Consider the following 25,722-nt stretch of genomic DNA (forward strand, 5'->3'; position numbering starts at 1 on the left):
GACAATGAAAAGTATACATTTAAAAACAGTTTTTTACTCTGTCCTGCTGTCCGCACTATTCCTGCATTCCTGCTCGCTGGAAGAGTACAACCCGGGCGCATTTACCAATGAAACATTGGCTACCTCAACCGAGGGATACGAAACACTGATCAACCAGTGCTACTTCGCAATGGAAAGGTTTTACTACGGTGCCGCAGACTGGATGTCGCTGACCGAAGGGGATACGGACCTCTGGACGTACAAGGCTAACCAATCGGCAAGCTACACCGAATGGTTCTGGTTTTTCGCCGGCACATCGCCCAACACGACCTACACCAATAACTGGTGGAACGGGACATATGACGGAATAGGTTCCTGCAACGAAGCCATCGCCTTAGGCGACAAGCCTCCCTACACCACAGAAGAGGAACGGAATGCGAAAATTGCCGAAGCCCGCTTCATGAGAGCTGTCTATTACTTCAACGCAGTGGAACAATTCGGAGGGGTAACCATGCTTACGGAACCGGAAACCAGCCTCAACTACTCTCCTGTCCGCACCGACCCGATGACTATCTACAAAGAAGTCATCCTGCCCGACCTGAGATTCGCATCCGAATGGCTGTCAATCGGGAATCATGCCACGACTACCACTCCAACCAAGAAGGCCGCTCTCGGCTTTCTGGCAAAAGCCTGTCTGCAGACCTACGAGTATGGAAGCACGGAATACCTGCAGGAAGCTCTCGACGCAGCCTTGCAGCTGATCTCCGACTGCGAATCGGGTGGCGGGAAATACAACACTTATATGTATCCTACGTACAGTGAAGTATTCGAAGAAAGCAATAACTGGGAAAACAAGGAAGCGCTTTGGAAACATCGCTGGTATGCAGGCACGGACGGACACGGTTCGAGCAACGGTAACTACAAGTTAAACCGCAATGACGAGTATTTCCTGTGTGACATCAATAAGTTCGGTGCCCGTGAAGACAATCAGGAGACACGACTGACATGGGAAGGCTCCGTCAGCGGCATCTTCATGCCTACGCAACACTTGCTGAATCTGTATGTACAGAATGACGGCACGTTAGACCCCAGATTCCACCAGTCATTCACTACCCAATGGAAGGCCAATAAAAGTTATACTTGGGACGAAAGTGCCGTACACATGTACGACAAAGACGAAACAGTTATCGGCAAAACTCTGAAGAAAGGTGATCCGGCCATTAAATTTATCATGCCGCAGGATGCGGATTATTCTACGGAAAAACAGAATGAGCACAAGACCGACTATTTGTTGATTGATCACAACCATGTCTACAGTGATAGAAACAACAATGTGAATATGAACTACTCGTATACAAATGTAACAGGGAATTACAAGAACGACGGTACCAGCGAGAATCTGTTCCGTTACTATTATCCGTCACTAAACAAGCACAACAGCAGTAACTATTACGTTGCAAACGCCTCCAAACAAAGAAACGGAAACTTAAACGCTACGTTTATCATGCGTATGGCGGAAGTCTATCTGATTGCCGCAGAGGCTGACATTTATCTGAACGGAGGAGCGAATGCCGCCAAATACCTGAATAAGGTTCGCGAGCGTGCCGGAGCAAATCCGTTAACGGGCAACATGACGGTTCGTGACGTATTAGACGAAAGAGGACGCGAACTATGCGGTGAATATTGCCGCTTCTACGATTTGAAACGGACAGGGATGTTCAAGAGTTCCGATTATCTGAAAGATACTCACCCGGATCTCGCACGGTTCTTTGATCCGAATTATGCTTTACGTCCCATTTCTACGACCTTTACCGCTACCATTATTAATGGCAGCGAGTATCAGAATCCGGGATATTAAATTATAATACCCATATACCCAATCATTATCGGTACAATGATCCATATAGCCACACTATTGACTGTACCAACGATTGGGTATATTTTCCACACCTTTCCACATTTCCTCCACACCTCCTCCCAAATATCCATTTTTCAACTTCGCTGTTAATCTGTATCTTATCTTTTTAAGAAATTCTTTATACCCCATTGGTATACACTTTGTATCGACCTTACAACAAATGTGTTTTTAAATATAAAAGTATGAAGATTAATCAAAGGTTAACATTATGTTTTAGCTTACTGTTTAGTTTGTTGAGTATTTCGTATGCATCCGCTCAGCAACTGAACATATCGGGCGTTGTTATATCATCAGAGGATAATGAACCACTTATCGGCGCCACCGTCAGTGTAAAGGGAAATCCCACCAAAGGAGTGATTACTGATATCAACGGTCAGTTTCAGTTGTCCGTTGAAGCCGGAACCAAGATGCTGGTCGTATCTTACGTGGGAATGAAAACACAGGAAATACCGGAAAGGTACGTGTGGATTTGAACGTGTCAGGCGGTTTCTCTCATGCGGCTGTCGACTTCCGCCCTACCTTGAATGGTGACCAACGTGAAGAACTTCTTTATGAAGGATTGCTGAATTATGCAACAGACAACGGTATGGAGTCTCCGGCTGAATATGCCAGTTCCAATATCGGCACGTATGCGTATAAACCGGCTATGGGATACACGGACTGGCGAAAAGAACTGCTCCGCACCGCTACACATCAGAGTTATGAAGCTTCCGTCTCCGGCGGTAACGACCGTTCTACATTCTATGCCTCGCTCGGCTACAACAGTCAGGAAGGATTGGCCAAAAACTCCAGTCTGGACCGTTACTCTGCACGTTTGAACATGACGCAAAAAGTCGGCAAATACGGAGAAGTAGGAGCAAATATGATGTTCTCACAAATGAATCAGGAGATGAATGAAGAACGCGGATCATCTATCAACCCTTTCCTGTGCGTAGCTATGACCATGACACCCTCCATGGTGGTACGTGATGAAGAAGGGAACTACGTAGGAGCTTATGACGGCACCAGCCTGAACCCGTTGCGTGATATATTGACCGATTACAACCGCGTGCGTATGACACGTATGTTTTCAACCGGTTACGCAGCGATAGAGCCGGTCAAAGGTCTCAAACTAAAGGAAACATTAAGCTATGATTATACCATCCAGAAGGATTCACGCTATTATAACCCTTTGAGTTCGGCTGGCCCTAAAAGCGGAAGCGATGCCCAGACAGCCAAAGGTTTTATTGAATACGGCAAACTGATTTCATCGACCTCCCTGAACTATGTGCATACTTTCGCCCACAAGCATCACCTGAATGTATTGGCAGCTTATGAAATAGAAAGTTACCAGACAGACCACGCTTCGGGTGAAAAGTCCAAACTGCCCAGTGATAAACTGACAGAACCGGATAATGCCGCCGTATTGAACAGTTTCAAGTCTGCCACTCAGGCCTATCGGATGATTTCATATCTTTCACGACTGAATTATGATTATGACGACCGCTACTACATTGCCGGAAGTTACCGCCGGGACGGCAGTTCACGTCTTTCACCCAACAACCGTTGGGGTAATTTCTGGTCTGTATCGGGCATGTGGCATTTGGGCAACGAGAATTTTATGAAAGCCGTAAAACCGGTTCTGAGTGATGTCAAGATACGTGCTTCGTATGGTGTAAACGGAAATCAACCCGGCTCATACTATGGCTACAAAGGGCTATACAGTTATGGCGAAAACTACATGGAGGCAGCCGGATCTTATGAATCGTCACAACCTAATGATTTGTTGACATGGGAAAAGAATTACAGTTTGAACCTGGGTATCGACCTTTCATTTATTAACCGTATTTTCGCGAGTCTGGAATATTACAACCGGGATACCAAAGACTTGCTCTACAGCCTCCCCATCAGCGCCACTACCGGATTTACCAGCTATTTGAGCAACATCGGACGCTTGAACAACAAGGGAATAGAATTTGAGTTGCGTACGCTGAACGTTGTTTCCAACGACTTTAACTGGACCAGTGTTTTCAACCTGAGCCATAACCGAAATAAGATTGTTTCACTCAACGGACTATTGGATCAAACGATTGAGGGAACATGGTTCATCCATAAAGTAGGTCTCCCCTATCATACGTTTTATGTAAAAGAGTTTGCCGGAGTAGACCCACAGACCGGTTATGCCCAATATTACCTGAACACTAAAAATGAGGACGGAAGCTACAATCGCGAACTTACCACCGACGCTGACAAAGCAGAATCCATTCCGTACAAAACAGCCACTCCCAAAGTATCGGGAGGATTCACCAATATTCTGAATTACAAATGGATAGACCTGACTTTTACGCTGACTTATTCATTGGGCGGCTACTCGTTCGACAAACTGGGAACTTATATTGAAAACGGCACTAGCTCCATCTATAGTTCACGATACAACTTACCCGCATATATGATGAACCGTTGGCAGAATCCCGGAGATCAGACAGACATTCCCCGGTTTGTATATAACGAATCGGCTACTTCTACCAACTCGTCCCGCTATATCCATAGTACCGATCATTTACGCCTGAAGAACTTTACACTCGGCTTCACACTGCCCAACCAGTGGACGCAAAAACTGATGATTGACAAAGTACGCATATATTTCTCAGGAAACAACCTGCTGACCTGGGCCAAATGGAAACAGTATGACCCCGAAACACCCGTCAACGGCGAAGTCTTTTGTGAGGCTCCTGCTATGCGTACTTTCAGTTTCGGAGCACAATTATCATTCTAACACACATGTCATTCTAACTAAATAAACAGCATAATGAAACGAATTCATATATACATACTTACAGCAATGGTTTTGCTAAACAGTTCCTGCTCGGCAGACTGGTTAGACCTTAACACTACCAGTTCGGTAGAAACAGGACAGGCAATCGTAACACTGGACGATGCCCAAATCGCTCTGAACGGAATTTATCGTCTGGCATCCGGCCACAGCTACTACGGAGATAACTATTGGTATTACGGTGATTGCCGTGCCGCCGATGTACAGGCACGTATAACCAAAGGAGACGGAAAACGCGTATCTCCCTATTATGAATACAACGTGCTTGCTTCCGATAATCTGAATATTGTACTGCCCTGGAACACCGTTTATAAAGTAATACGACAGACGAATAATCTGATACAGAAAATTGAGTCGGGCAGTATTCAAAGCAGTGATACCAAAGAACTGAACCGCATTAAGTCCGAAGCGCTGGTCATGCGGGGACTTTCTCTCTTCAACCTGACCCGGTTGTTCGGAATGCCTTATACGAATGACAAGGGGGCTTCATTGGGAGTACCCATCGAAACCTCCCCGTCCGATCCCACGCATAAACCGTCACGCAATACTGTAGCACAATGCTACGAACAGGTAGTCAGTGACATGAGCAATGCACTCTCCGGATTGACACAAGAGACATCCAATGGTTATATCAACTACTGGGCAGCTCAGGCATTACTATCGAGAGTCTATCTGAATATGGGTGAATATCAGAAAGCCTATGATGCCGCTACGGATGTTATCAATAACAATGGCGGACGTTACCAGCTTTACAGTTATGAGGAATATCCCAATGTATGGGGACAGGATTTCCAGTCGGAATCATTATTCGAACTCTACATCACTTTATCCGAACCCTCTGGAGGTACAGGCGGTGAGGGTGCTCCGATGGTTTATGCCAACGAAGCAACAATCGACTGGAATAATCTGATCTTGTCGGAGGATTTTCTCAACCTGCTGAATGAAGATCCCAAGGATGTACGCCATTGCCTGACAAAGGAATCTGTTATAGAAAACAACACCGGACTTCCGACTGCCGCCAGGCACGAGAAAGTCTATCTTGCCAAATTCCCCGGTAAGACCGGAGATGATCCCAAGACCAATAACATTTGCATCATCCGCCTTTCCGAAGTCTATCTGAATGCGGCTGAAGCGGGACTGAAAAAAGGAACGAATCTTGAAGAGGCACAAAGTTATCTGAATGACATTATCAGCCGCCGTACCACGGATACGAGTCAACAAGTATCAACAGAGACTTTCACTCTGGACAGAATTCTTAAAGAACGCCGCAAGGAACTGGTTGGAGAAGGGGAAATCTTCTATGACTACTTACGCAATGGCCTGGCTATTGAACGCAAAGGCAGTTGGCATCTTGAAACTCTGAAAGCATTTAACGCACAAAAGATAGAAGCTACCGATCTGAGAATAGCTCTGCCTATCCCGCAAAGTGAGATAGATGCCAATCCGAATATACAGCAGAATCCAAGATAACCAACGTCTATTGATGTATATAATTTCCGGAATAAACTGGCTATATTCACATATTTAACCTGTCCCCCTGATATCAAAGAAGGTACATTTCATAAAAACTGAAATGTACCTTCTTTACCATTCAACACAGTCCTCACTCTCCCGCTTCTTTCCTCCTTAGTAAACGAATCGATAAAACAAAGCCCTTTTTCACCTGCATCTATTGTGAGCAGAATTGTTTTTCCTATTTTTGCACTTGACAGAAAATTATTAAGGGCTACTTTATGAGGAATATTATAGATAAGATGAACTCTTTGTATCCAATTTCGGATGAAACGATACAAATACTAAAAGAAAATACAGTATTATGTCATTTTCCAAAGAGACATCAACTGATAGAGGCTAACAAGTTTTGCAAATCGGCTTATTTTATAGAAGAAGGGATGACCCGCTCTTTCTGGCTGGTAAACGGAGAAGAGATAACAACTTCTTTTGCATGTGAAGGGGCGATTGTCTTCAGTATGGATGAATTATATTATAATAAGATGAGCGAAGAATTTGTGGAAACCCTTGAGGATGTTGTCGCATACAAAATATCACTGACGGATCTGCTCCGGTTGTTTGAAACCAATATCGAACTGGCAAACTGGGGAAGAGTGATTCATCAAAACGAATACAGACGCCTGCACCGTTCGCACAAAGACCGCCTTACCCTGTCTGCTAAAGAAAGATATGAAGCATTCAAGCTTCAGTTTCCTCAAATGTGCCAGCGGATACAATTAGGATACATCGCCTCTTATCTGGGCATAACACTTTCAACACTCAGCCGCCTCAGAGCATACAAATAATTCTCATACATGGTAAGATTTTGATGCAGGACAAATTTTTAAACCTATAAAATCCGTATTTTTGCGGCTTCTACAATGACTAATACTAATTTGAACAATAATTTAAAACATGCAAAAAATCTCTTCTTCTGCCTTTGCAGACTCTAAACCCCATTACGTACTCCTTGACGGACTGCGAGGGGTTGCGGCCCTTCTGGTTATATGGTATCATGTATTTGAAGGCTTTGCCACAAGTCCCATCGATCAGAAATTCAATCATGGATATCTGGCTGTCGATTTCTTCTTTATTCTGTCGGGCTTCGTTATCGGCTATGCTTATGACGACCGTTGGAAAACAACGATGACCCAGAAAGAGTTCTTCAAACGCAGGTTAATCCGTCTGCATCCGATGGTTGTTATGGGAGCCGTTTTAGGCGCTATTACATTTTGTATACAAGGCTGCGAGCAATGGGATGGCACCCGTGTTTCCATATCCATGGTCATGTTGGCCATGCTCCTCAATCTTTTCCTGATCCCGGCTGTTCCGGGTACAGGTCCCGAAGTCCGTGGAAACGGTGAGATGTATCCTTTGAATGGTCCCAGCTGGTCTTTGTTCTTCGAGTATATCGGTAATATTTTGTATGCCCTGTTTATTCGCCGACTGTCTACCAAAGCACTTACGATACTCGTTGTGATAGCAGGAATCGGATTGGCGTCCTTCTCGATATTCAATCTTTCCGGCAACTATCACTTAGGAGTAGGCTGGTCGATGATCGACTATAACCTGATCGGAGGTTTTCTACGCATGCTGTTTGCATTCTCTATCGGATTATTGATGTCACGCATCTTTAAACCTGTCCACATCAAAGGGGCTTTCTGGATGTGCAGCGTGGCAACTCTCGTTTTACTTTCCATGCCCTACGTTGGCGGTCACACTTCTCAGTGGATGAACGGCATTTACGATGCTGTATGCACCATTCTTATTTTCCCGCTACTGGTCTACCTGGGTGCTTCGGGAAAAACTACAGATAAAGGCACAGCCAAGATCTGTAAATTTCTGGGAGATATATCTTATCCGGTATACATCATCCACTATCCTTTCATGTATCTGTTCTATGCCTGGTTGTGGAGTAAAGAACCACATATTACTTTCTCCCAGTCCTGGCCGATAGCCCTGGTCGTGTTCTTCGGAAGCATCTTGCTGGCTTATCTTTGTCTGAAACTATATGATGAGCCTGTAAGAAAGTGGCTGAGCAAGAAGTTTCTGGCCAAAAAATAAGAATAGTATCTTTTAAAAAGAAACAATCATCTCACCTTGATAAGAAAGAATGCTTATCAAGGTGAGGCTATTTTCTCATCTTTGGCAAAGTCCGACTAAAGAAAAATAGAAGGTAAATAACAATGGCAGTTTACTCAAAACAAACAATAAAAAAGAGCATTACACCATGCTTGATGCAATGCTCCCCATTAAATCAATAAGTATTACGAACTATCCAAAAGAGAAAGTCATATGACTTTCATTATAAACCTCTACCAGTCCATTCTTGCGTTCAATAAACACTTTGTTTTCACGTGCCAGCCAACCGACTGCCAAAGCCGTGCTTTCTACACTAAGATTTACTTTTCGGGCAAGTTCCGGGATGGAAATTCCATCGACTTCATTGAGAACATGCCAAATCTTTCCCGCGTTGACACCTACAATTTTCTTATCCATAGTAGTCTTTTTAGAATTAATACAAAAGGGAAACTAACTCGTCTAAGGGACAACGCTTTTTCACTATAAAACCCAAACTAAAGATCTTTTCATCTGTTTTGAATGTTATCTTGATTATCGAGGATAGGTATAAAAAAACGTGAGCCTTTTCTTCCCAAATGTAGCAACAGGAACTACCAATCCCTACAACACAAATGAGAAGAACGCCCACGCAAAGTATATGTATAATAAGCGTAGGCGTTCAGCCATTTTTACGTGTTGTAATATTTACCCCGAGGGTAAAGAAATTGGTAGTTTCGTTACTACGTAAAAAAGCTGAACGCTTTTCAATATTTAGTCTCAATGAACGCACCTTTCAACGGCTATACAAATATAGCAAAATTTTATATTAAAGATTACATTCGTCCTTTTTTTTTGCTTTGCGACTACTAATTTATCACATTTCTTAGCATTACAACTACAATAGAGTCTCTCTCCTCATCAAATCTCCCTTCCACTTAAGCGCCCTATTTATTTGCCGGGTTCAAGAGGAAGGGAGAGATTTGCTAAATTCAACCAACTACATTGTAAATGTACACTTCAGGGGCTGCCTGAAAGTAGGGCTTTAGTTCAACTACTACATCCTGATTAAACAAATCAGAGACTAAATACCCTTCGGCCTCTGTTGTAGAAGTAAAACCATGAAGTACCTGCACATCTTCCCCCCTTACAAGTAATTGCTTACTGACTGCACCGGATATTGTATCCAAAAACGGTTGACGATACTTTGTGTACACAGCTGCGGCAGCCGCACGATCGTTCTCATTTACTTTAAGAGTTATTTCCAAATAAGCTCCCACAGTTTTTTCTGTTGCCATAATCTTTTGTTTTTAAATTAACACTGCAAAGTTAGAACTACCGGCATTGGTATTCAATGGGGTTTTAAGAAAATGAATGGTAAATTTGAGAAGGCTATTTCATACTTTCAAACTCACTTCCTTAATTTACCATTAAATATCTCTTTTTTACCATTGACCTGACATAAAAACAACTTATCTTTGCAAGCAAACTTATATCCATCAATTGTATTACTAATACCATATCCGCTAATGAAAAAGACAGAAACATTTCCTCTTTATCATTTGGAAGAAAAGACACCTGCCAGTATTCAGTTCGAGCTAATGAAAATGCCGGATTTTTTCTTTGAAAACGGCGACAATCCCAAGCAGCCGCACATACATGGCTTTTACCAGATTATATGGTTTCAGAAAGGTACAGGAGTCCACTATGTTGATTTTAAGGAGTATTCGGTAAGCGACAATACGTTGTTCTTTATATCACCCGGCCAGATACATTATTTCGACAATAATCAGGAAGCTGAAGGAGTGATTATTCATTTCAATGAAAGTTTTCTTTCAGACGAAGGAAGCAGCGAAAATGTATTCCTGAAATATAATGTCTTCAATGCCTTCGATGCTGTTCCTTATTATAATGTAACCCCGGAGAATATCCAACGTTTGGCTTATATTACAGAAGAAATGGAGACTGAAAGCCGGAATATAAATACATTTGCCCATAAAGACTATCTAAAGTATTTAGTAAAAATGTTCCTGATCTACATACAGCGTATCGGACAAAGGGGAACAGGCATCCCATTGTGTATCAACAATTCGTCCAATCGTACTTTTGTTCAGTTCCGTCAAACATTGGAGCACCACTACCGACACATACACACAGTTAAAGAATATGCCAATTATCTAAACGTATCGACTAAAACTCTGACTAACTGTGTTTATGAAAGTTCTCATAGTACACCATTGAAGATTATCAATGACCGAGTGATACTGGAAGCCAAACGTCAACTGCTTCATTCCAGTCTAAAGATCAAAGAAATCGCTTTCTATCTGGGATTTGAAGATCCATCTTATTTCGTAAAATTCTTCAAACGACAGACAGGATATTTACCGGCAGAATTCAGAGAATAAATTAAACAACTTATGAATATAGTATACAAAGAGACAAAAGACTTCACAGAACAAGAGGTAGAAGAACTATTCTTGTCTGTAAAATGGTTATCGGGGAAATATCCCGAACGGCTAATTAAAGCATTAAAATCTTCGTCATTAGTAGTAACCGCATGGGATGGAACCCAATTAGTTGGCCTCATCCGTGCACTGGATGATGGAGAAATGGTTGCATTTCTCCATTATTTATTAGTACACCCCGATTATCAGGGGAATGGTATTGCCGGAAAGCTCCTAGATATTGTAAAGGAGAAATACAGAGATTACCTCTACCTCAACATCATGCCGGATGAAAAGAAAAATATTGTTTTCTACGAGAAACATGGATTCTCGTTATTAGAGGAAGGAGCGGCCATGCAAATCAGGCATTTATAAAAACGATTATTTACTGCCAATCATTTTATTTCTGATTTTTGGCTATAAATCAACCTATTTCTCTGGCTGATCGTCCACACGCCATCTACGAACCGTACATTCTTTGTATCATCATCTTCCACATTCCATGCATAACCTCCTGATGGCAGGCCACGTCTTTCCAGAATTTCATTGGGTTGATCATTAGAAAAGAAAAGCTCTACTCGTGTAGAATCAGGGCTAAAAACAATGAAAGCAGAAGCGTCATTGCAATCAACCGCTTCCGTACGGATTCCTTTTTCGAACAAACGAATACAATCCTGTTGCACCTCACACCATACATATCCGGCAGAGCCGATGCAACCATGCTCATCACGGTCACCTCCTACTATCGGAGATTGCGGATACTGAACCAGCTTAGAAGCCTGCATTCCCGGTGTGTATTTTCCTGTATAGAATACCTCCAGAGTATCATTCAGAAGCAGACCATTGACCTCATCTTTACTCGCATCCATCGTACTGAATGAAAGTGTATCATTTTTATTTGTAACAATCGTTACTGTATTCATAGTCGCATCACAAACGACACCTTTTGAACTTGTTGCCTTTGATGAACAACCTCCCATCATGCACAAAACTCCTAATGCTAATATTGCTGTTTTCATATTTTTAATTGACTGTTTGTTCTAATTCAGTGCAAAGATAAAGGTTATATGGAAAATATACTATCATCGCAAGCTGAATTAATGAATAAACACCCATTTATACTATATCTTTCCATATAAGTATCATTCAGTTGATTAATACGATAATTATTGTAGTCGCACGCAACATTGCCATGTTTTTGCCGAGACAGGTAGACGAATACTCAGAAGAAAAGGCATTGGATATTCTGCAATATATCCAAACTAATATCTACCAACCTGATAAAATCAAGACCAAAGTTATCAGCAGGCATTTTGGCATTTCGGCAAATTACCCAGGTCGATATTTTAAATTATAAACTAAAATTAGTAGAAGATCGATTATTACATAACGAGATGCGGATAAGTGAGATTGTTACAGAATTAAGGCACTAGATTCATCCGGAGAACAAGCACATTGTCGATATTTGCATTCCGATAAAACTTCTTTAATGAATAATTTACTTTACCGGGTAAATCGAAGGAGCTCTTCTCCTCTAATCAGAAAAGAAAAGTCCTTCGACAAGTTTTGGATAGCATAACAATCAGAACGATCTAATTATCAGATTTACTTTATAGTTTGAAATAACAGGCTATTGCCATTGATGTCCATCCATTCCGCCATCAAGCAATAATATGCCGGATAGTCAGCCGGAGTTATCAATTGCTTTTTCAGTTTCAAAGTACGGATGATCTCTATTTTATCCACCGCCTTTTTCACTGCAACTTCCATGCTACCGACAGGATTTTCCATCTTTTTATTAGTTGGTATAACCGTTGATTTCATTCCTTCATCGATTTTTACGATATAGGTGTAAGTTTCATCAGGCAAATACCGCAAAAGCAAATTAACAGGACGAGTGGTATTCAGAGCCGTCATACGTCCATCGTAACTTGCCCACCCACCGCGAGCCTGTGGCAAATCAATTTTCCGATAACCACCAGCCAGCATCTTTCCGGTTTTATCACTCACCCGTAATGTATCAGTCCGTGAAATAACATGAGTAACCTTCTTCAAAGCTACCGGTTGAGCATTCAGATCAACAACTGAAATAAAATCTTGTATATCAGCAACCCCATTATTGGTCACAAACAATCCACTAAGAGCAGCAAGCCCGGCTGCATCTTTATCTTCAGTTTTAGGAAAAGCCGCTTTTAGCTCCGCACGAATACCTATCGCCTGCTGCAAGGCAGCCAACAGAGCTGCTTTCTCCGCTTCAGTTCCGTATGCGGAACGAATCACCTCAAAAGCCGGTCGCAAACGGTATCCGGTTTGTGATAATGTCAGACTGCAATTTCCTAACCCTTCTACATAAACAGTGAGTAAATCCTTTTTTTGTTCTGTAGTTTGTGCACCGGCAGTCAACTTCTGTGCTAATTCGGAAACATCTTTTCCATTATTTTCTAATTGTTGTTTTATCACTTTCAACGCATCAGCTTTTGAAGCATAAGTTGATGCCACAACTGCCTGTATATTGCCTGCGGGCAAAGATACGTCAAGTGAATAAGGACGTGGTTGCACATTTTTCAATGTCCAGGTCACCGTTTTCATACCATCCGCAGTTTTTACAACCGGAGCAATTTTCCCATTCAACCATTCATAATGCAGAGGTTTGCTTTCGGGCACTGACAGTGAAAATACATATTCCCTGATTGGGGAAAGCTCTTCCACCTGCTCACACACATCCAGTTCGGGCAAATATCCCGGACGAGTAACAACAGAGTAATCCAGATAAATAGTGGCTCCCAACTCCAGCCCCGTATGGACAATTACCATCTCTTTCAAACTGTTATAAGCCGGAGCATCTGCCGCCGCAGAAGGAAGTACCTCTACAAACGCATTTTCAGGAGTCTTCACAATAGTACCATCTTTCTGACGAGTATAAGAATCGTGTATCTCCAGTTTCTGATATTCCGGATTGTAAATAATAAAACTCTCTCCATACACACGGTTCATCGCTGCATGGGTAAATAAAGTCAGCTCTTTTTGCACACGCATTTCCTGACTACCGTCAGCGTGTAACGTATAAGTCTTGCTCAGTTTTCCAAATTCAGCTTCGGATGCCGCTTTCATTGGGAGTGCCAGAATCAGCATCACCAGTGTTACTATATAATAATATGTATTTTTCATTCTGCTCTACTTTTTTATCACCAAATATTCACCATACGCCTTGTGGGCATTAACAGCATTGCGGAAACTTTCCCAATCGGAAGCCTCATAGACACGTTTCTTCAAAGCCAGCCTATTGTGGAGCAACACTTTATTCCCTTTCTGTGTCAGCGAACCTTCAAAGTCAGCTCCTACTCCTTGCATCATTTCATTCTTGGCAGCATTCACCAGTTTGTATCCCGCCGGAAGCTGAATCATTTCATCCAGCTCGACCAAACGGGAACAACCATCTTTGAAACCATATTTGCGATTTTCTACTGAAGTGTCGATACGCAAATAAGAACGTACCTGATTATAAAGGTTATTCATCACCATCGGACGGAAGAACATCTCTCCCTCCCCTTTCAAGGCATAGTCGGGTATCTCATAACGAAAAGTGATTTTAATAGGTGCAGCCTGATAATCTTTGGGATTCTTTCCATAGTCTACGCTCAGCAATCTGGCTTTAGGAGAGATAGTTAACAGTTGGCGCTCCATCGTACTTTTCCATTCGCTCTGAAAACCGGTAGTAAAAATGCGGCGGATATTGCTGTCACTTTGTCCTTCGGCTGTAAGAGTGAAAGTACCACGCAGTGTACCATCTGCCTCCAGACGGTTATCAGCTTTGATACGTACATAATGGTTTTCGGGAGATGAAACCGGGGTGATACACAAATCAGAACCTTCGGGTACCCCCGGTAGATAGTTTTGCTGCTGTTCGGCACTACTCCACAACTCGCGGCAGAAAGGAACCCACGTAGGGTCGAGGGGCATATAAGTTCCATTACTCAATTTTACCACAGCCACACAGTGATTAAAATGATCGGCAGGAATACTCTCTACACGACTTCCTGCCATAGTCATCGCCGGATAGGCCTCGAAACCGGCCATACGCAAAAATGAAATCAGTGTACCTGCTATATCTTTGCAGACTCCACAACGGTCAGTATAATTCATTTTCGTATTATGGAGCGTGAAACCCTCTCCTTTTCCCATCGAAATACCGGAATAGCGAATATTATCTGCCACCCAATGAGTCAGTACAGCAATCTTTTCCATTTCGGTGTTCTTACCTTTTACCAATTCATCCACCTTCTTCTGCGCTTCGGGCAATGGGGCAAAGCTCCCATAATCTTCGTTCACTTTATTGAACCAAAGCGATTTGTCTTTCCATTGTGGAGTTGAAGACATCATCAGTTTGGGAGCCGCATCGAAAAGATCTACCATGTTCGGTTCTTTAGCGAAAGGCACCATATCATTCATCACAAAACTATATTTTTTGCAACCGTCTTCATAGCGCATAGATGAGGTGCACTCCCCCTGATAAAACTGAAATTGAAGTTCCTTCTCCATCGGAATACTTACTACATAAACTTTACGTACAGTAGGAGTATTGCTCCAAAAGGGAACAATATCATAAAACTGCCCACGCATAGGCGGAATAAAACGTGATTCGTCTTCATCACCGGCTGTAAGCAACGCATAAGTAAAACCTTTTTTAGCTATTTCGTAGTCCACGACATCACCGGGCTGCAAAGCACCCACTTCGATCATGATTTGTCTCGCTCCCCAATAAATAGCCCGGGCAGGAGCAGCATAATCACAGGTTCCTTTTACATCAAGCTCATCTATCTTACCATTGGCACGATAGATGGTTACGTGTTTAAACTCAGCATAAGCAGTCAAAGGGTCATAATCGTATTTTATCACCCGGTTGTCCACTGCTCCTTTCGGAGTCTGTACCTTAATTACTTTACATACGGCAAACGAGCCTTGCCCGGTAGGTTGGACAGACACCAGCGTGCTATCCAACAGCGTCACGCAATCGGAAGTTTCGTAAGTCTTTCCCTTCGCAATCTTTTCATAAGATTTCCAGTTTTGAGCCAATGATGTGGCCGAAGCAAGAAGGCAACAAAGGAATGACACTAATAGTTGTTTTCTCATGTTTTTCACTCACTTTTTATTTATAAAAACAAATGTAAATAAAATAATCGATTACCCAGCACAAGATAGCTATATCTGACAACGATTCACTAAAAGATTTTCCGATCTTTGCGACACATTACATATCTGATATAAAACAGTAATAACATGAAAGAGACTTTTCAAGTACCGACTCCCAGAGACATAGAGACTCTGATAGGCACAGAACTTCATAATGTATGGAACCGGCTCTGCCAACTCATTGAGCAAAGCTATGAAATGGAGCAACTTTGGAATCGTGGCGGCAAAGCGTGGACATATGAATACAAATACCGTAAAGGCGGTAAAACTCTTTGTGCACTATATGCCAAAGAACGTACTTTGGGATTTATGGTTATCTTAGGTAAAGATGAACGTGCCAAATTCGAAATGCAGCGAGAACTGTTTTCTAACGAGGTACAGATGATATATGATGAAGCTACCACTTTTCACGATGGTAAATGGATCATGTTTGAATTAAAAAACACAGAACTATTCAATGATATGGAACGACTCCTACTAATCAAAAGGAAGCCAAACAGAAAAATAAATATATAGATTTCTTAAGGAAAAGCACGATATCCCACAAAATAAATTTCTCATATTGCCCCCTTCAAGAAGCCCTATCCAAACAAATAATTCCCCCTTGCAACATTTTTGATACCAGAAAAATAAAACATATCGCAACTCTTTTCACCCTATGTCCTCAAATCTACAAATGGAATGTAGATTTGGAGGACTGGGAGAAAGTATTAAGAATAGGATGTCAGAACATTACTCCGACTGAAATTTCAAAGGCACTGCGCGCCATCAATATTTATGCACAAGAACTGGAATGAAATAAGAGGAGGAATTGACAACCTAATAACGGGGTATATTTCTGACCTCCTCGTAATACTTTTCCACTCCAATCTCTTGCATTCGCCTGTTGATGGTTACAAATCTTTTGTATAAATGCTCGTCGAAACCTGTATTTTCACAGGGGAACTGGCTGCACTGGAAACAAAAATCGACTTGTTTCTCTTCGCTGCATGCACGTACATTACAAGTTTTGAACAACTTGCATTTTTCTTTCCTGCATCCTTGACAAGTCGCTACGGACAAATGATCCAGAAACTCTTTAAAGTCCGGATACTTTGCAAAAACAGGTTCGTCAAGCATAGCTACAAAACGCTGTGCATATACATCAAAGTTGCCCAGTGACCTTTTAAGTTCATTGCTATGATAAGAAATATCTCCGTCTGCAAAAGCAAAGCATTTTCCACAATGCAGACCACAAGGGGCAATACGCCCCTTTATAAATTCGCTATCTGCCTTTTTCATTCTTCTATTATTAATTCCATTTGAATGTCTCCCCTTTCATAAGTCGTGTGATATTCGGAAAGTTCCTTGAATCCTAGTTTATGATAAATATGAATAGCAGGTTTCAACCGTGTATTGCTTTCTATAAAGATTCTTTTACCACCCAACTCTTTGGCTTTATTCACGACAGCTTCACAAAGCAGTACTCCGATACCTTTTCCCTGTACTTCAGGACTGACAGCAAGTTTGGCCAACTCATAATCATAAAGCGGATGATCCATCTTGCACAAAGCACATACACCGACCGGCTCATTCTTATAAAGAGCCACCAGAATAGTTCCGCCTTTATCCAAAATGTATTCCTGCGGATGATCCAAGGCCTTATAGTCGGCTTTTTCCATTCGGAAATAGGCAGTTATCCATTCTTCATTAAGAGCTCGGAAGGCCGGCTGATAGCATGGTTCATAAGGTACAATTCTGATATCCTGATTCTCTCTCACCATTTTCGCCTCTTTTACCCGTTGCAGCAGAGATTTATCTGACAATAGTTCTTCCCATTCTTCAATAGCTTTCCAAAGATCATTCCGGGTCTGCCGGGTTATCTCTTCAATAGCGGTCGTCACATCCACACATTGCTCAGCAAAAGAATCCGACATCTTCTTCCCTTTGGCAGATAACATTACTACATTTCTTCTCCCGTCCGACTTGTCTTTTGATTCTTTTACCAATCCTTTAGCCACCATTTCCTTTATTATATTACTCACTGAAGGATGAGAGTGACCTATTTCTCTCGCAATAGAGGTAATCGTTTTCGCCTCCCCACGAGATAATACAAAAAATACAGGAAACCACTTGGGTTTCAAGTCTACTCCAAACATTTTGTAGATTGCAGCTGCATCTACTGTGATCTTATCAGTCAGCATACGCAGTCGGCTGCCTATAGCTAATTTCCCCGTCTGATTAAAAAAGTCCATGTCTTTATTATTTGCGTTATTAAATACGTAATTAATTACGCAAATATAAATACTTTCGACTATACAAACAAATATTATCCAATAAATACGTAACTGATTACATATTTATTGGATAATATCCTTTTTTTACATCCCACGAATGCGGAATTATACCTAACTTAACCGAAAATGAACAAGTTCCAAGTCTTTTTTGTTATCAGGTCTCATTTATCTACTTCACAATCTTATAGATATATTGATTAATGAGATCATGTTGCACTCTGGTGCCATTCTCACCCATAAGAGATTAATCAAATAATTTCTAAGCCGTACGTAGAGAACCTTCCTGAATCCTTCCCAGAATTTTAGGAAATTGCCAAAAGAACAACAACGTACAACAAATGGCAGCTGTTGCGTCGGATATAGCCTCAGCTGCATAGACTCCGGTCACTCCCATAAAATGCGGTAATATCAATGCCAGCGGAATCAACAAAATCACCTTACGCAATAAAGCAATAAAGATAGAAATTCTGGCCTGTCCCAGCGCTACAAACATATTCTGACAAGCACGTTGTAACCCAAAGATTGTCATGCCGCCCAAAAAGACAGGCATCGTCCAACGAACTGTATCAATCAGTCTTTCATCGCTGGTGAATGCAGACGCGATAACTGAAGGAAACAGAATCATGAAAAGCATCAATACCAGGTTAAATGAGAACATAGTAATCATCACAATACGGAAACAATCTTTCACACGCTGTTTGTCGCCATGACCATAATTATAACTTATAATCGGTACAAAACCTTGCGCAAATCCAGTGAGCGGTACGCTGGCAAACTGCATCGCACTTTGCAGAACAGTCAAAGCACTGATATAAATATCTCCAAATCCTTTCAGACTGCTATTCAGAACAAAACCGACCAGGCTCTCTGTGCTTGCCATAATAAAAGGAGATACACCTAAAGCAAAGATGGCAAGTATAATCTTTCGGTCCAGCCTGATATAGCGTCTTTCCAGAGGTAAAGAGGCACGTCGGGAGAAAAGAAAACTCAATACCCATGCCGCACTGCACGCTTGGGAAAATACAGTAGCCAAAGCCGCTCCTTTTACCCCCATATCCAACCAAAAGATGAAGATAGGATCAAGGGCGATATTCAGTAAAGCTCCTATTAAGACTGAGTACATAGCGATGGCAGGACGCCCTTGTGCATTGATAAAGCTGTTCAAACCTGTGGATATCTCAACAAATATCGTTCCCAGCAGATAAATGGAAAGATAATCAACCGCATATTCCAATGTGTTTTCAGAAGCTCCTGTAAAAAGGAGAATAGGCTCCATAAAAGTATATGCGATGAAAGATGTTAATAGAGTAAATAATATCAGCAAAACGAAGCCATTTCCCAGTATTTTCCCAGCCCGTGAACGGTCTCCCTGCCCAAGTGCCATAGCAGCCAGCGACCACCACCGCCGACTATCGCCGAGAAGGAAGAAATCAGTATAATAAGGGAAGTAGTCACCCCTACACCGGCCAGCGCATCGGTTCCAATTCCCGGAATATGTCCGATGTATATACGGTCGACAATGCTATAAAGCAAATTGACAAACTGTGCGGCTACTGCCGGAAGAGCCATTTTAAAAACAAGCGGTAACATACGTTCTGTTCCCAGCCGTTCTTCATATTTATTTATCATTCCACATTTCTTTTCTAAAGCCGGTACAAAGTTACTAGAAAAACAGGCTAATCTTACAAAGGTGACAGATATATTGACTCTGAAATAAAATAGAGGAGGAATACAGATGATTCTAAATAATAGAAATGCGAATCAGATTCAACCACTGATTCACATTCCATACAAACAACATTATTTATTTCATAAGTTCTTCCGTATTTCCATTCATTATGTGAGGTAGATATTGAGCTATCTTATCAATATTCCAGTCCCACCATTTCAGTTCCTGCAGCTGTGCGATCGTATCTTCATCAAAACGCATCCGGATTTTCTTCGCAGGCGTTCCGCCCACTATTGTATAAGGAGGAACATCTTTAGTGACAACTGCCCGTGACGCAATAATCGCTCCGTCGCCAATATGCACTCCTGCCATAATAACAGCTTCATAGCCAATCCAGACATCATTTCCAATCACGATATCACCTTTATTATCCCAGGCTGAAGTGATATTTCTCTTGTCCAACTGCCATTCCTCAAAAAATATAGGAAACGGATAATTCGATAAAGAGCGTAAAGTATGATTGGCACTATTAAACAGAAACTTAGCCCCGCAAGCTATCGAACAGAATTTTCCTATTATCAACCGGTCTCCATTGATAGAATAATGATATAATACGTTGTTCTTCTCAAACTGGACAGGATCATTCACAAAATCATTGTATATAGTGTAGTCACCTACCTTTATATCAGGATTATCGATAACGGCATTCAGATAAATAGTCTGAAGATCATTAGTTCGCGGATATATATTTGTATTCATTGTAATTGCTTCTTTATATCGTTTTTAATATAAAATAATAAAATACCATATGACTTATTAAGTCACAAAAGACCTGAACAACAGACTTTACCATTGTTCATCGTCCATATAAAGCGAAGCTATTTACAACGTTGCCATTTCATTGCGTTAAAAGAATAGGGTTCATATCACCTGACAAAGGTACTGGATAATTTTCATATCCCGCACGACATTCTAAGAATTATCATGTATATTTGCTAAATATGCTAACAGTATTATATATGAATCCATTCAACGTAAAAGATAATACAACAATAGATACAGGAAAACTGGAAAAGATATTTCTGGAAGAAGGTATCTGCAAGAAGCTAAAAAAAAACGACTATCTGATCCGGCAGAATGAAAAGAACAGTCAGATAGGATTCGTTTCATCCGGCATCTTCCGCCTGTCACACATCGATGGAAACGCCAATGAATGGATTGTCGGCTATAGTTTCAAAGACGACTTTGTCTGCGATTACCCTTCTTTGATGAGCAAGACAAATTCTACAGTCAACATACAAGCATCTACAGCCTGCGAAGTTTATCTCCTCACTTCAGACAGACTTAACCAGTTTTGGGAAACAGACATGGATACTCAACGTCTGGGAAGACAAATAGCAGAAAATATGTTTGCAGAAATATACCAGCGTTTATTAGGTTTTTACTGCGATACTCCCGAACAGCGTTATCAGACTCTGATGAAGCGATGTCCTGATTTGCAAAAACATCTATCCCTGAAAGAAATAGCCCAGTTTTTGGGAATCACCTCTGAAACATTGAGCAGAATACGGAGAAAACAGCTATTTAAATAAAAGTCTTGACTTTGGTCAATGTTTTCTTGTCGTATATGCCCTAATATTGCCACCGTAAACAGTAAATTGGCAAAGATATGGCAACTTATATTCATTTTGGCAAACAACCCGATGTACTGAAACATCTGGTACTTTGCGAAGTTCTTCGCAGAGAGAGTTCATCAATCTATGTAGAAACAAATTCTGCCTGTGCTATTTATCCGATGAAACAAACTCCGGAACAGCAATATGGCATTTATCATTTCTTAGAAAAAGTGGCAGAAGGCGACAATCAAGATTTAAAAGACTCCACTTACTTTCAGCTGGAATATACAGAAATGCAGGGAGGCTGCTATTTAGGCTCTCCGGCTTTAGCCATGAAAATAGCAGGAAGGAAGGCACAAAGATTTATATTCTTTGATCTCGAAAAGAGTGCTCTGGATAATGTAGCACTGTTTGCGGAACGAGCAGATCTACTTCCTTCTGTCCACCTGTATCACACCGATTCCCTTGAAGGAGTCATAGCCCTACTGCCTTCGCTGCGTAAAGACACTTTCGTTCATATCGACCCTTATGAGATTGACAAGAAAGGAACATCCGGACTAACTTATCTGGATCTATTAATAGAAGCTACCCGATTGGGAATGAAGTGCTTATTATGGTATGGCTTCATGACTCTAAACGATAAAAGCTATCTGAATTCATACATTATGCCCCGGCTAAAAGATGCAGGAATCAAAGAGTATACTTGTGTAGAGCTAATAATGAAATCTATCAGACAAGATACGGTATTATACAATCCCGGTATTATAGGCAGCGGCATTCTGGCTACAAACTTATCGCAACAATCAAAGAAGATTATTCTTGATTATAGTGATATGCTGGTTCGTCTCTACCAGAACGCAACATACAAGGATAAGGATGGAAGCCTATACAGAGATAAGCCCTTCAACTAAATATGGATTCCATACCGATGCTTCACTTCCGCCATCACAAATGTGCTTTCCAGTGAACCCAAGCTATCGATAGTCCCCAGTATATTAAGGATGAACTCTTGGTAATATTTCATATTGGGAGCATGAATCTTCAGCAAGTAATCATAGCTGCCCGATATATTATAGCATTCGGTCACCTCGGGAATATCCTGTATGATCCGGGTAAACTCAGCCGCAATATCCCTGTTTAGCCGCCTTAGTTTGACACTGCAAAAGACTACAAAGCCCTGATTCAGTTTCTCTGCATCCAGCACAGCTATATACTTCTTTATATATCCTCCGCTTTCAAGACGTTTGAGTCGTTCGAAAACAGGAGTTGATGAAAGACTTACCCGCGCAGCCAACTCTTTAGTCGTCAATCGCGCATTCTCTTGCAAAGTACGAAGTATCTGCAAATCCACTTTATCCAATTTCTCAAAAGTATCCATAAGAAAAATATTCTTCTAACAGGTGATTTTAAAGAATAAGACAATCGTCTTATTCTGTATAACGATACAAAAATAGTATTATTTTCTATATTTCAGTTATATATTGTTCGATATTTCTACGCTCCATAACTTTGCAAGAAAATAAAGAGAGAACATTAAACTTAAAAAGCATACGATTATGGAAAGAAAGAATTTACACTTTGAGACATTACAGGTTCATGTAGGACAAGAACAAGCAGATCCGACAACAGATGCACGCGCAGTACCTATTTATCAGACTACTTCTTATGTATTCCATAATTCGGCTCATGCAGCCGCACGTTTCGGTCTGCAAGATCCGGGTAATATCTATGGGCGTCTGACCAACTCCACCCAAGGTGTTTTTGAAGAACGGGTAGCTGTCCTCGAAGGAGGGATAGCAGGGCTGGCGGTTGCTTCCGGCGCCGCCGCAATTACTTATGCTTTCGAAAACATCACTCGCGCAGGCGACCACATCGTAGCTGCCAAGACAATTTACGGGGGAAGTTATAACTTGCTGGCACACACGTTACCCAACTATGGAGTTACTACCACGTTCGTTGACCCGAGCGACCTTTCCAACTTTGAGAAAGCGATTCAGGAAAATACAAAAGCCATATTTATCGAGACACTCGGAAATCCGAATTCCAATATTATCGATATAGAAGCCGTGTCCGCAATTGCTCACAGCCATAAAATACCGTTGATCATAGATAACACATTCGGCACTCCCTATTTAATTCGTCCTATCGAACATGGTGCAGACATCGTCGTGCATTCTGCAACCAAATTCATTGGCGGTCATGGCAGTTCATTGGGAGGAGTAATCGTTGATTCCGGAAAATTCGACTGGGTAGCTTCCGGAAAATTCCCGCAACTGACAGAACCCGACCCAAGTTATCACGGAGTACGCTTTGTAGATGCTGCCGGTCCTGCCGCTTACGTCACCCGTATCCGCGCCACTTTGCTACGTGATACGGGAGCGACTATCAGTCCGTTCAATGCTTTTATATTGCTGCAAGGTCTGGAAACACTTTCACTGCGTGTAGAGCGCCATGTAGAAAACGCACTAAAAGTTGTGAACTTCCTGAATAATCATCCAAAGGTGAAGAAAGTCAACCATCCTTCACTTCCCGATCATCCGGATCATGCGCTCTATCAACGCTATTTCCCGAATGGCGCAGGTTCAATCTTTACTTTTGAAGTAAAAGGCGGACAAGAAGAGGCACACCGTTTTATCGACAGTCTGGAAATTTTCTCATTACTGGCTAATGTAGCCGACGTAAAATCACTGGTTATCCATCCGGCAAGCACTACCCATTCGCAACTCAATGCACAGGAGCTTGCGGAACAGGAAATTTATCCGGGAACGGTACGTTTGTCCATCGGGACAGAACATATCAATGATTTGATTGCTGACCTGGATCAGGCACTTGCCAAAATCTGAGGATTGAACTTTCCATCACCGTGATACGTTATAACAATATAACATTAAAACATTGCAGTTATGGAAAAATATTTAATACACAGCAACGAACTGCATCTGATAGACGCAGGAAAAATCCACCAGGCAGTAGAAAAAATGGTGGAATCACTTGATCTTGCCGCAGGATCAACCAGTAATTTTGATCTCTATCAGGTCGTAGAAAGCTACTTTAAAGACCTCGAAAAAAGGAGGAAGATCAACCATGTACTGGGAATCAAAGAAGACCGATATGAATTTGCTGAAGACTTCGGCATAAAATAAAAGAAATTTTCCAATCACACCAGACAAACTGTTCATATAAAACGAGAGAGCCTCACCCAAGTGAAACTCTCTCGTTTTAGCATATATAGCATAGAAATCAATTGCCCTGGTGCACTGTAAGTTGCGGGAACGGGAAGTTGATACCTTTTTCATTAAAGGTTTCATAAATAGTCTTGTTTATATCAAAATAAACTCCCCAATAATCTGCTGTATTCACCCAAACTCGTGCCACCACATTCACACTGCTGGCATCCAACGCATGAAGAGCTATAAACGGAGCCGGATCACTCAGAATCCGCTTATCAGACGTCAAAATATCACGGACAATCTGCTGTACCTTATTATAATCTTCTCCGTAATCGACTCCGACAATCCATTCTACACGGCGGGTAGTCTGTGTATTGTAGTTTGTTACGACTCCACTGCTCATTGCGCCGTTTGGTATATAGATCACTTTATTGTCTCCGGTAGTCAAAATCGTATGGAATATCTGTATTTCCTTCACGGTTCCGGAAACTCCCTGACTTTCAATCCAGTCTCCTACCTTATAAGGCTTGAAGAGCAATACGATCAGTCCTCCGGCAAAGTTCTGCAAATTTCCGGACAATGCCATACCTACGGCCACACCGGCAGAAGCCAGCAAAGCAGCAAACGAAGTTGTTTCAACTCCCAAAGCTCCGACTACGGAAATGATTAAAAGAATAGTCAACAGGATGTTTACCAAGCTTTTCACAAAAGTCTTGATACTTACATCGACTTTTCTTCTGTCCATCAGACGTCCGACAAATCTGTTGAGCATTGATATCAGGAAACGTCCTACAGTGAAGACAATGGCTGCAATCAGGATACGTTCTCCGGCACGGATACCGAAGTCTACCAATTGTTGGGTGATAAGAGTAAGCTTGTCCAGTCCATCCGCATTGGCAATCGCCTCTTCCATTAATTTATCTGCGACGATTTGCGTTGAATCAGCAAGCTGTGTTGCTGTCGCTTGAAATAATAGTAGCATAATTGATATATATTAAAATGAATAAATCCCTATCTTGCTATATTTTAACAAACGACAAAGTTATATTGTTTTTAGCAAATCTAAAAGTTTTTTTTGCTTTCCTCCCGCAAAAGCTGT

General features: G+C 41.6%; 22 protein-coding genes and 3 pseudogenes. 14 read left to right on the plus strand and 11 right to left on the minus strand.

The annotated features are described in order from the left end of the window. Nucleotides 1-4: 4 nt before the first annotated feature. The 5 genes and pseudogenes from BLW31_RS18240 (at nucleotide 5) to BLW31_RS18260 (ending at nucleotide 8,264) form a co-directional block, all read left to right on the plus strand. Complete coding sequence (locus tag BLW31_RS18240) at nucleotides 5-1,837, plus strand: RagB/SusD family nutrient uptake outer membrane protein (protein ID WP_029425002.1); 1,833 nt, start codon at nucleotides 5-7, stop codon at nucleotides 1,835-1,837. Between the two features lie 242 nt (nucleotides 1,838-2,079). After that, a pseudogene (locus tag BLW31_RS18245) lies at nucleotides 2,080-4,652 on the plus strand (SusC/RagA family TonB-linked outer membrane protein). Nucleotides 4,653-4,685: 33 nt separating this feature from the next. Then, a complete protein-coding gene (locus BLW31_RS18250) occupies nucleotides 4,686-6,179 on the plus strand; it encodes a RagB/SusD family nutrient uptake outer membrane protein (RefSeq protein ID WP_010535383.1) in 1,494 nt (497 codons plus the stop codon). A 263-nt stretch (nucleotides 6,180-6,442) separates the two neighbouring features. Then, a complete protein-coding gene (locus BLW31_RS18255) occupies nucleotides 6,443-7,006 on the plus strand; it encodes a Crp/Fnr family transcriptional regulator (RefSeq protein ID WP_010535384.1) in 564 nt (187 codons plus the stop codon). A gap of 109 nt (nucleotides 7,007-7,115) precedes the next feature. Beyond that, nucleotides 7,116-8,264, plus strand: a complete 1,149-nt coding sequence (locus BLW31_RS18260; protein ID WP_010535385.1) for an acyltransferase family protein — start codon at nucleotides 7,116-7,118, stop codon at nucleotides 8,262-8,264. A 210-nt stretch (nucleotides 8,265-8,474) separates the two neighbouring features. Here BLW31_RS18260 and BLW31_RS18265 read toward each other — a convergent pair whose 3' ends face one another. Both BLW31_RS18265 and BLW31_RS18270 read right to left on the minus strand, forming a co-directional pair. After that, a complete protein-coding gene (locus BLW31_RS18265; RefSeq protein ID WP_010535386.1) occupies nucleotides 8,475-8,699 on the minus strand; it encodes a winged helix-turn-helix domain-containing protein in 225 nt (74 codons plus the stop codon). Between the two features lie 551 nt (nucleotides 8,700-9,250). Continuing rightward, nucleotides 9,251-9,556, minus strand: coding sequence for a hypothetical protein (locus BLW31_RS18270; protein WP_010535387.1), 306 nt, complete (start codon nucleotides 9,554-9,556; stop codon nucleotides 9,251-9,253). Between the two features lie 231 nt (nucleotides 9,557-9,787). Here BLW31_RS18270 and BLW31_RS18275 point away from each other — a divergent pair, with 231 nt between their 5' ends. Both BLW31_RS18275 and BLW31_RS18280 read left to right on the plus strand, forming a co-directional pair. Beyond that, nucleotides 9,788-10,663: a helix-turn-helix domain-containing protein gene (locus tag BLW31_RS18275; RefSeq protein ID WP_010535388.1), complete on the plus strand. Its 876-nt coding sequence runs from the start codon at nucleotides 9,788-9,790 to the stop codon at nucleotides 10,661-10,663. Nucleotides 10,664-10,675: 12 nt separating this feature from the next. Beyond that, nucleotides 10,676-11,077 (plus strand): GNAT family N-acetyltransferase, encoded by a 402-nt coding sequence (locus tag BLW31_RS18280; protein WP_010535389.1) that lies wholly within the window; start codon nucleotides 10,676-10,678, stop codon nucleotides 11,075-11,077. A 20-nt stretch (nucleotides 11,078-11,097) separates the two neighbouring features. On the opposite strand, the gene BLW31_RS18285 is transcribed toward BLW31_RS18280, so the two are convergent. Beyond that, nucleotides 11,098-11,721, minus strand: a complete 624-nt coding sequence (locus BLW31_RS18285) for a hypothetical protein (protein ID WP_010535390.1) — start codon at nucleotides 11,719-11,721, stop codon at nucleotides 11,098-11,100. Nucleotides 11,722-11,843: 122 nt separating this feature from the next. Between BLW31_RS18285 and BLW31_RS18290 the strand changes: the two are divergent. Next, nucleotides 11,844-12,126: pseudogene (locus tag BLW31_RS18290) on the plus strand (AraC family transcriptional regulator); the annotation flags it as partial. A gap of 181 nt (nucleotides 12,127-12,307) precedes the next feature. Here BLW31_RS18290 and BLW31_RS18295 read toward each other — a convergent pair. Together BLW31_RS18295 and BLW31_RS18300 are read right to left on the minus strand one after the other, a co-directional pair. Beyond that, on the minus strand, nucleotides 12,308-13,870 hold the full coding sequence (locus BLW31_RS18295) for a DUF3857 domain-containing protein (RefSeq protein WP_010535392.1): 1,563 nt from the start codon (nucleotides 13,868-13,870) through the stop codon (nucleotides 12,308-12,310). 6 nt (nucleotides 13,871-13,876) lie between these two features. Continuing rightward, nucleotides 13,877-15,832 carry a DUF3857 domain-containing protein gene (locus BLW31_RS18300; RefSeq protein WP_010535393.1) on the minus strand — a complete coding sequence of 652 codons (1,956 nt, stop codon included), beginning with the start codon at nucleotides 15,830-15,832 and terminating at the stop codon, nucleotides 13,877-13,879. A 147-nt stretch (nucleotides 15,833-15,979) separates the two neighbouring features. Here BLW31_RS18300 and BLW31_RS18305 point away from each other — a divergent pair, with 147 nt between their 5' ends. Both BLW31_RS18305 and BLW31_RS24915 read left to right on the plus strand, forming a co-directional pair. After that, nucleotides 15,980-16,408 (plus strand): DUF3788 domain-containing protein, encoded by a 429-nt coding sequence (locus tag BLW31_RS18305; protein ID WP_010535394.1) that lies wholly within the window; start codon nucleotides 15,980-15,982, stop codon nucleotides 16,406-16,408. A gap of 77 nt (nucleotides 16,409-16,485) precedes the next feature. Then, nucleotides 16,486-16,689, plus strand: coding sequence for a hypothetical protein (locus BLW31_RS24915; protein ID WP_029425004.1), 204 nt, complete (start codon nucleotides 16,486-16,488; stop codon nucleotides 16,687-16,689). 22 nt (nucleotides 16,690-16,711) lie between these two features. Here the strand turns inward: BLW31_RS24915 and BLW31_RS18315 are convergent, their stop codons facing one another. The 4 genes and pseudogenes from BLW31_RS18315 to BLW31_RS18330 form a co-directional block, all read right to left on the minus strand. Next, nucleotides 16,712-17,173 (minus strand): DUF3795 domain-containing protein, encoded by a 462-nt coding sequence (locus tag BLW31_RS18315; protein ID WP_010535396.1) that lies wholly within the window; start codon nucleotides 17,171-17,173, stop codon nucleotides 16,712-16,714. Next, nucleotides 17,170-18,126, minus strand: a complete 957-nt coding sequence (locus tag BLW31_RS18320; RefSeq protein ID WP_010535397.1) for a bifunctional helix-turn-helix transcriptional regulator/GNAT family N-acetyltransferase — start codon at nucleotides 18,124-18,126, stop codon at nucleotides 17,170-17,172. Before BLW31_RS18320 ends, BLW31_RS18315 begins: the two co-directional genes overlap by 4 nt. 301 nt (nucleotides 18,127-18,427) lie before the next feature. After that, a pseudogene (locus tag BLW31_RS18325) lies at nucleotides 18,428-19,797 on the minus strand (MATE family efflux transporter). Between the two features lie 175 nt (nucleotides 19,798-19,972). Beyond that, entirely contained in the window at nucleotides 19,973-20,596 is a 624-nt protein-coding gene (locus BLW31_RS18330) for a CatB-related O-acetyltransferase (RefSeq protein WP_010535398.1), read from the minus strand. Nucleotides 20,597-20,856: 260 nt separating this feature from the next. On the opposite strand from BLW31_RS18330, the gene BLW31_RS18335 reads away from it, so the two are divergent. Continuing rightward, entirely contained in the window at nucleotides 20,857-21,429 is a 573-nt protein-coding gene (locus BLW31_RS18335) for a Crp/Fnr family transcriptional regulator (protein ID WP_010535399.1), read from the plus strand. 77 nt (nucleotides 21,430-21,506) lie between these two features. Next, nucleotides 21,507-22,364 (plus strand): 23S rRNA (adenine(2030)-N(6))-methyltransferase RlmJ, encoded by an 858-nt coding sequence (locus BLW31_RS18340; protein ID WP_010535400.1) that lies wholly within the window; start codon nucleotides 21,507-21,509, stop codon nucleotides 22,362-22,364. Here BLW31_RS18340 and BLW31_RS18345 read toward each other — a convergent pair. Continuing rightward, on the minus strand, nucleotides 22,361-22,831 hold the full coding sequence (locus BLW31_RS18345) for an Lrp/AsnC family transcriptional regulator (protein ID WP_010535401.1): 471 nt from the start codon (nucleotides 22,829-22,831) through the stop codon (nucleotides 22,361-22,363). The two genes, BLW31_RS18340 and BLW31_RS18345, sit on opposite strands and share 4 nt — an antisense overlap. A gap of 178 nt (nucleotides 22,832-23,009) precedes the next feature. Here BLW31_RS18345 and BLW31_RS18350 point away from each other — a divergent pair, with 178 nt between their 5' ends. Together BLW31_RS18350 and BLW31_RS18355 are read left to right on the plus strand one after the other, a co-directional pair. Further along, nucleotides 23,010-24,296, plus strand: coding sequence for an O-acetylhomoserine aminocarboxypropyltransferase/cysteine synthase family protein (locus tag BLW31_RS18350; RefSeq protein WP_010535402.1), 1,287 nt, complete (start codon nucleotides 23,010-23,012; stop codon nucleotides 24,294-24,296). A 60-nt stretch (nucleotides 24,297-24,356) separates the two neighbouring features. Beyond that, nucleotides 24,357-24,596, plus strand: coding sequence for a hypothetical protein (locus BLW31_RS18355; RefSeq protein ID WP_008763772.1), 240 nt, complete (start codon nucleotides 24,357-24,359; stop codon nucleotides 24,594-24,596). 97 nt (nucleotides 24,597-24,693) lie between these two features. Here the strand turns inward: BLW31_RS18355 and BLW31_RS18360 are convergent, their stop codons facing one another. Next, a complete protein-coding gene (locus BLW31_RS18360; protein ID WP_022301675.1) occupies nucleotides 24,694-25,605 on the minus strand; it encodes a mechanosensitive ion channel family protein in 912 nt (303 codons plus the stop codon). Between the last annotated feature and the right edge of the window lie 117 nt (nucleotides 25,606-25,722).

Source organism: Bacteroides faecis MAJ27 (assembly GCF_900106755.1).
GTDB lineage: Bacteria > Bacteroidota > Bacteroidia > Bacteroidales > Bacteroidaceae > Bacteroides > Bacteroides faecis.

What these genes read in the sequence shown, in the direction of transcription:
- BLW31_RS18240 (WP_029425002.1), top strand. Translation starts at nt 5, where the DNA reads ATGAAAAGTATACATTTAAAAACAGTTTTTTACTCTGTCCTGCTGTCC.
- BLW31_RS18250 (WP_010535383.1), top strand. Translation starts at nt 4,686, where the DNA reads ATGAAACGAATTCATATATACATACTTACAGCAATGGTTTTGCTAAAC.
- BLW31_RS18255 (WP_010535384.1), top strand. Translation starts at nt 6,443, where the DNA reads ATGAGGAATATTATAGATAAGATGAACTCTTTGTATCCAATTTCGGAT.
- BLW31_RS18260 (WP_010535385.1), top strand. Translation starts at nt 7,116, where the DNA reads ATGCAAAAAATCTCTTCTTCTGCCTTTGCAGACTCTAAACCCCATTAC.
- BLW31_RS18265 (WP_010535386.1), bottom strand. Translation starts at nt 8,699, where the DNA reads ATGGATAAGAAAATTGTAGGTGTCAACGCGGGAAAGATTTGGCATGTT.
- BLW31_RS18270 (WP_010535387.1), bottom strand. Translation starts at nt 9,556, where the DNA reads ATGGCAACAGAAAAAACTGTGGGAGCTTATTTGGAAATAACTCTTAAA.
- BLW31_RS18275 (WP_010535388.1), top strand. Translation starts at nt 9,788, where the DNA reads ATGAAAAAGACAGAAACATTTCCTCTTTATCATTTGGAAGAAAAGACA.
- BLW31_RS18280 (WP_010535389.1), top strand. Translation starts at nt 10,676, where the DNA reads ATGAATATAGTATACAAAGAGACAAAAGACTTCACAGAACAAGAGGTA.
- BLW31_RS18285 (WP_010535390.1), bottom strand. Translation starts at nt 11,721, where the DNA reads ATGAAAACAGCAATATTAGCATTAGGAGTTTTGTGCATGATGGGAGGT.
- BLW31_RS18295 (WP_010535392.1), bottom strand. Translation starts at nt 13,870, where the DNA reads ATGAAAAATACATATTATTATATAGTAACACTGGTGATGCTGATTCTG.
- BLW31_RS18300 (WP_010535393.1), bottom strand. Translation starts at nt 15,832, where the DNA reads ATGAGAAAACAACTATTAGTGTCATTCCTTTGTTGCCTTCTTGCTTCG.
- BLW31_RS18305 (WP_010535394.1), top strand. Translation starts at nt 15,980, where the DNA reads ATGAAAGAGACTTTTCAAGTACCGACTCCCAGAGACATAGAGACTCTG.
- BLW31_RS18315 (WP_010535396.1), bottom strand. Translation starts at nt 17,173, where the DNA reads ATGAAAAAGGCAGATAGCGAATTTATAAAGGGGCGTATTGCCCCTTGT.
- BLW31_RS18320 (WP_010535397.1), bottom strand. Translation starts at nt 18,126, where the DNA reads ATGGACTTTTTTAATCAGACGGGGAAATTAGCTATAGGCAGCCGACTG.
- BLW31_RS18330 (WP_010535398.1), bottom strand. Translation starts at nt 20,596, where the DNA reads ATGAATACAAATATATATCCGCGAACTAATGATCTTCAGACTATTTAT.
- BLW31_RS18335 (WP_010535399.1), top strand. Translation starts at nt 20,857, where the DNA reads ATGAATCCATTCAACGTAAAAGATAATACAACAATAGATACAGGAAAA.
- BLW31_RS18340 (WP_010535400.1), top strand. Translation starts at nt 21,507, where the DNA reads ATGGCAACTTATATTCATTTTGGCAAACAACCCGATGTACTGAAACAT.
- BLW31_RS18345 (WP_010535401.1), bottom strand. Translation starts at nt 22,831, where the DNA reads ATGGATACTTTTGAGAAATTGGATAAAGTGGATTTGCAGATACTTCGT.
- BLW31_RS18350 (WP_010535402.1), top strand. Translation starts at nt 23,010, where the DNA reads ATGGAAAGAAAGAATTTACACTTTGAGACATTACAGGTTCATGTAGGA.
- BLW31_RS18355 (WP_008763772.1), top strand. Translation starts at nt 24,357, where the DNA reads ATGGAAAAATATTTAATACACAGCAACGAACTGCATCTGATAGACGCA.
- BLW31_RS18360 (WP_022301675.1), bottom strand. Translation starts at nt 25,605, where the DNA reads ATGCTACTATTATTTCAAGCGACAGCAACACAGCTTGCTGATTCAACG.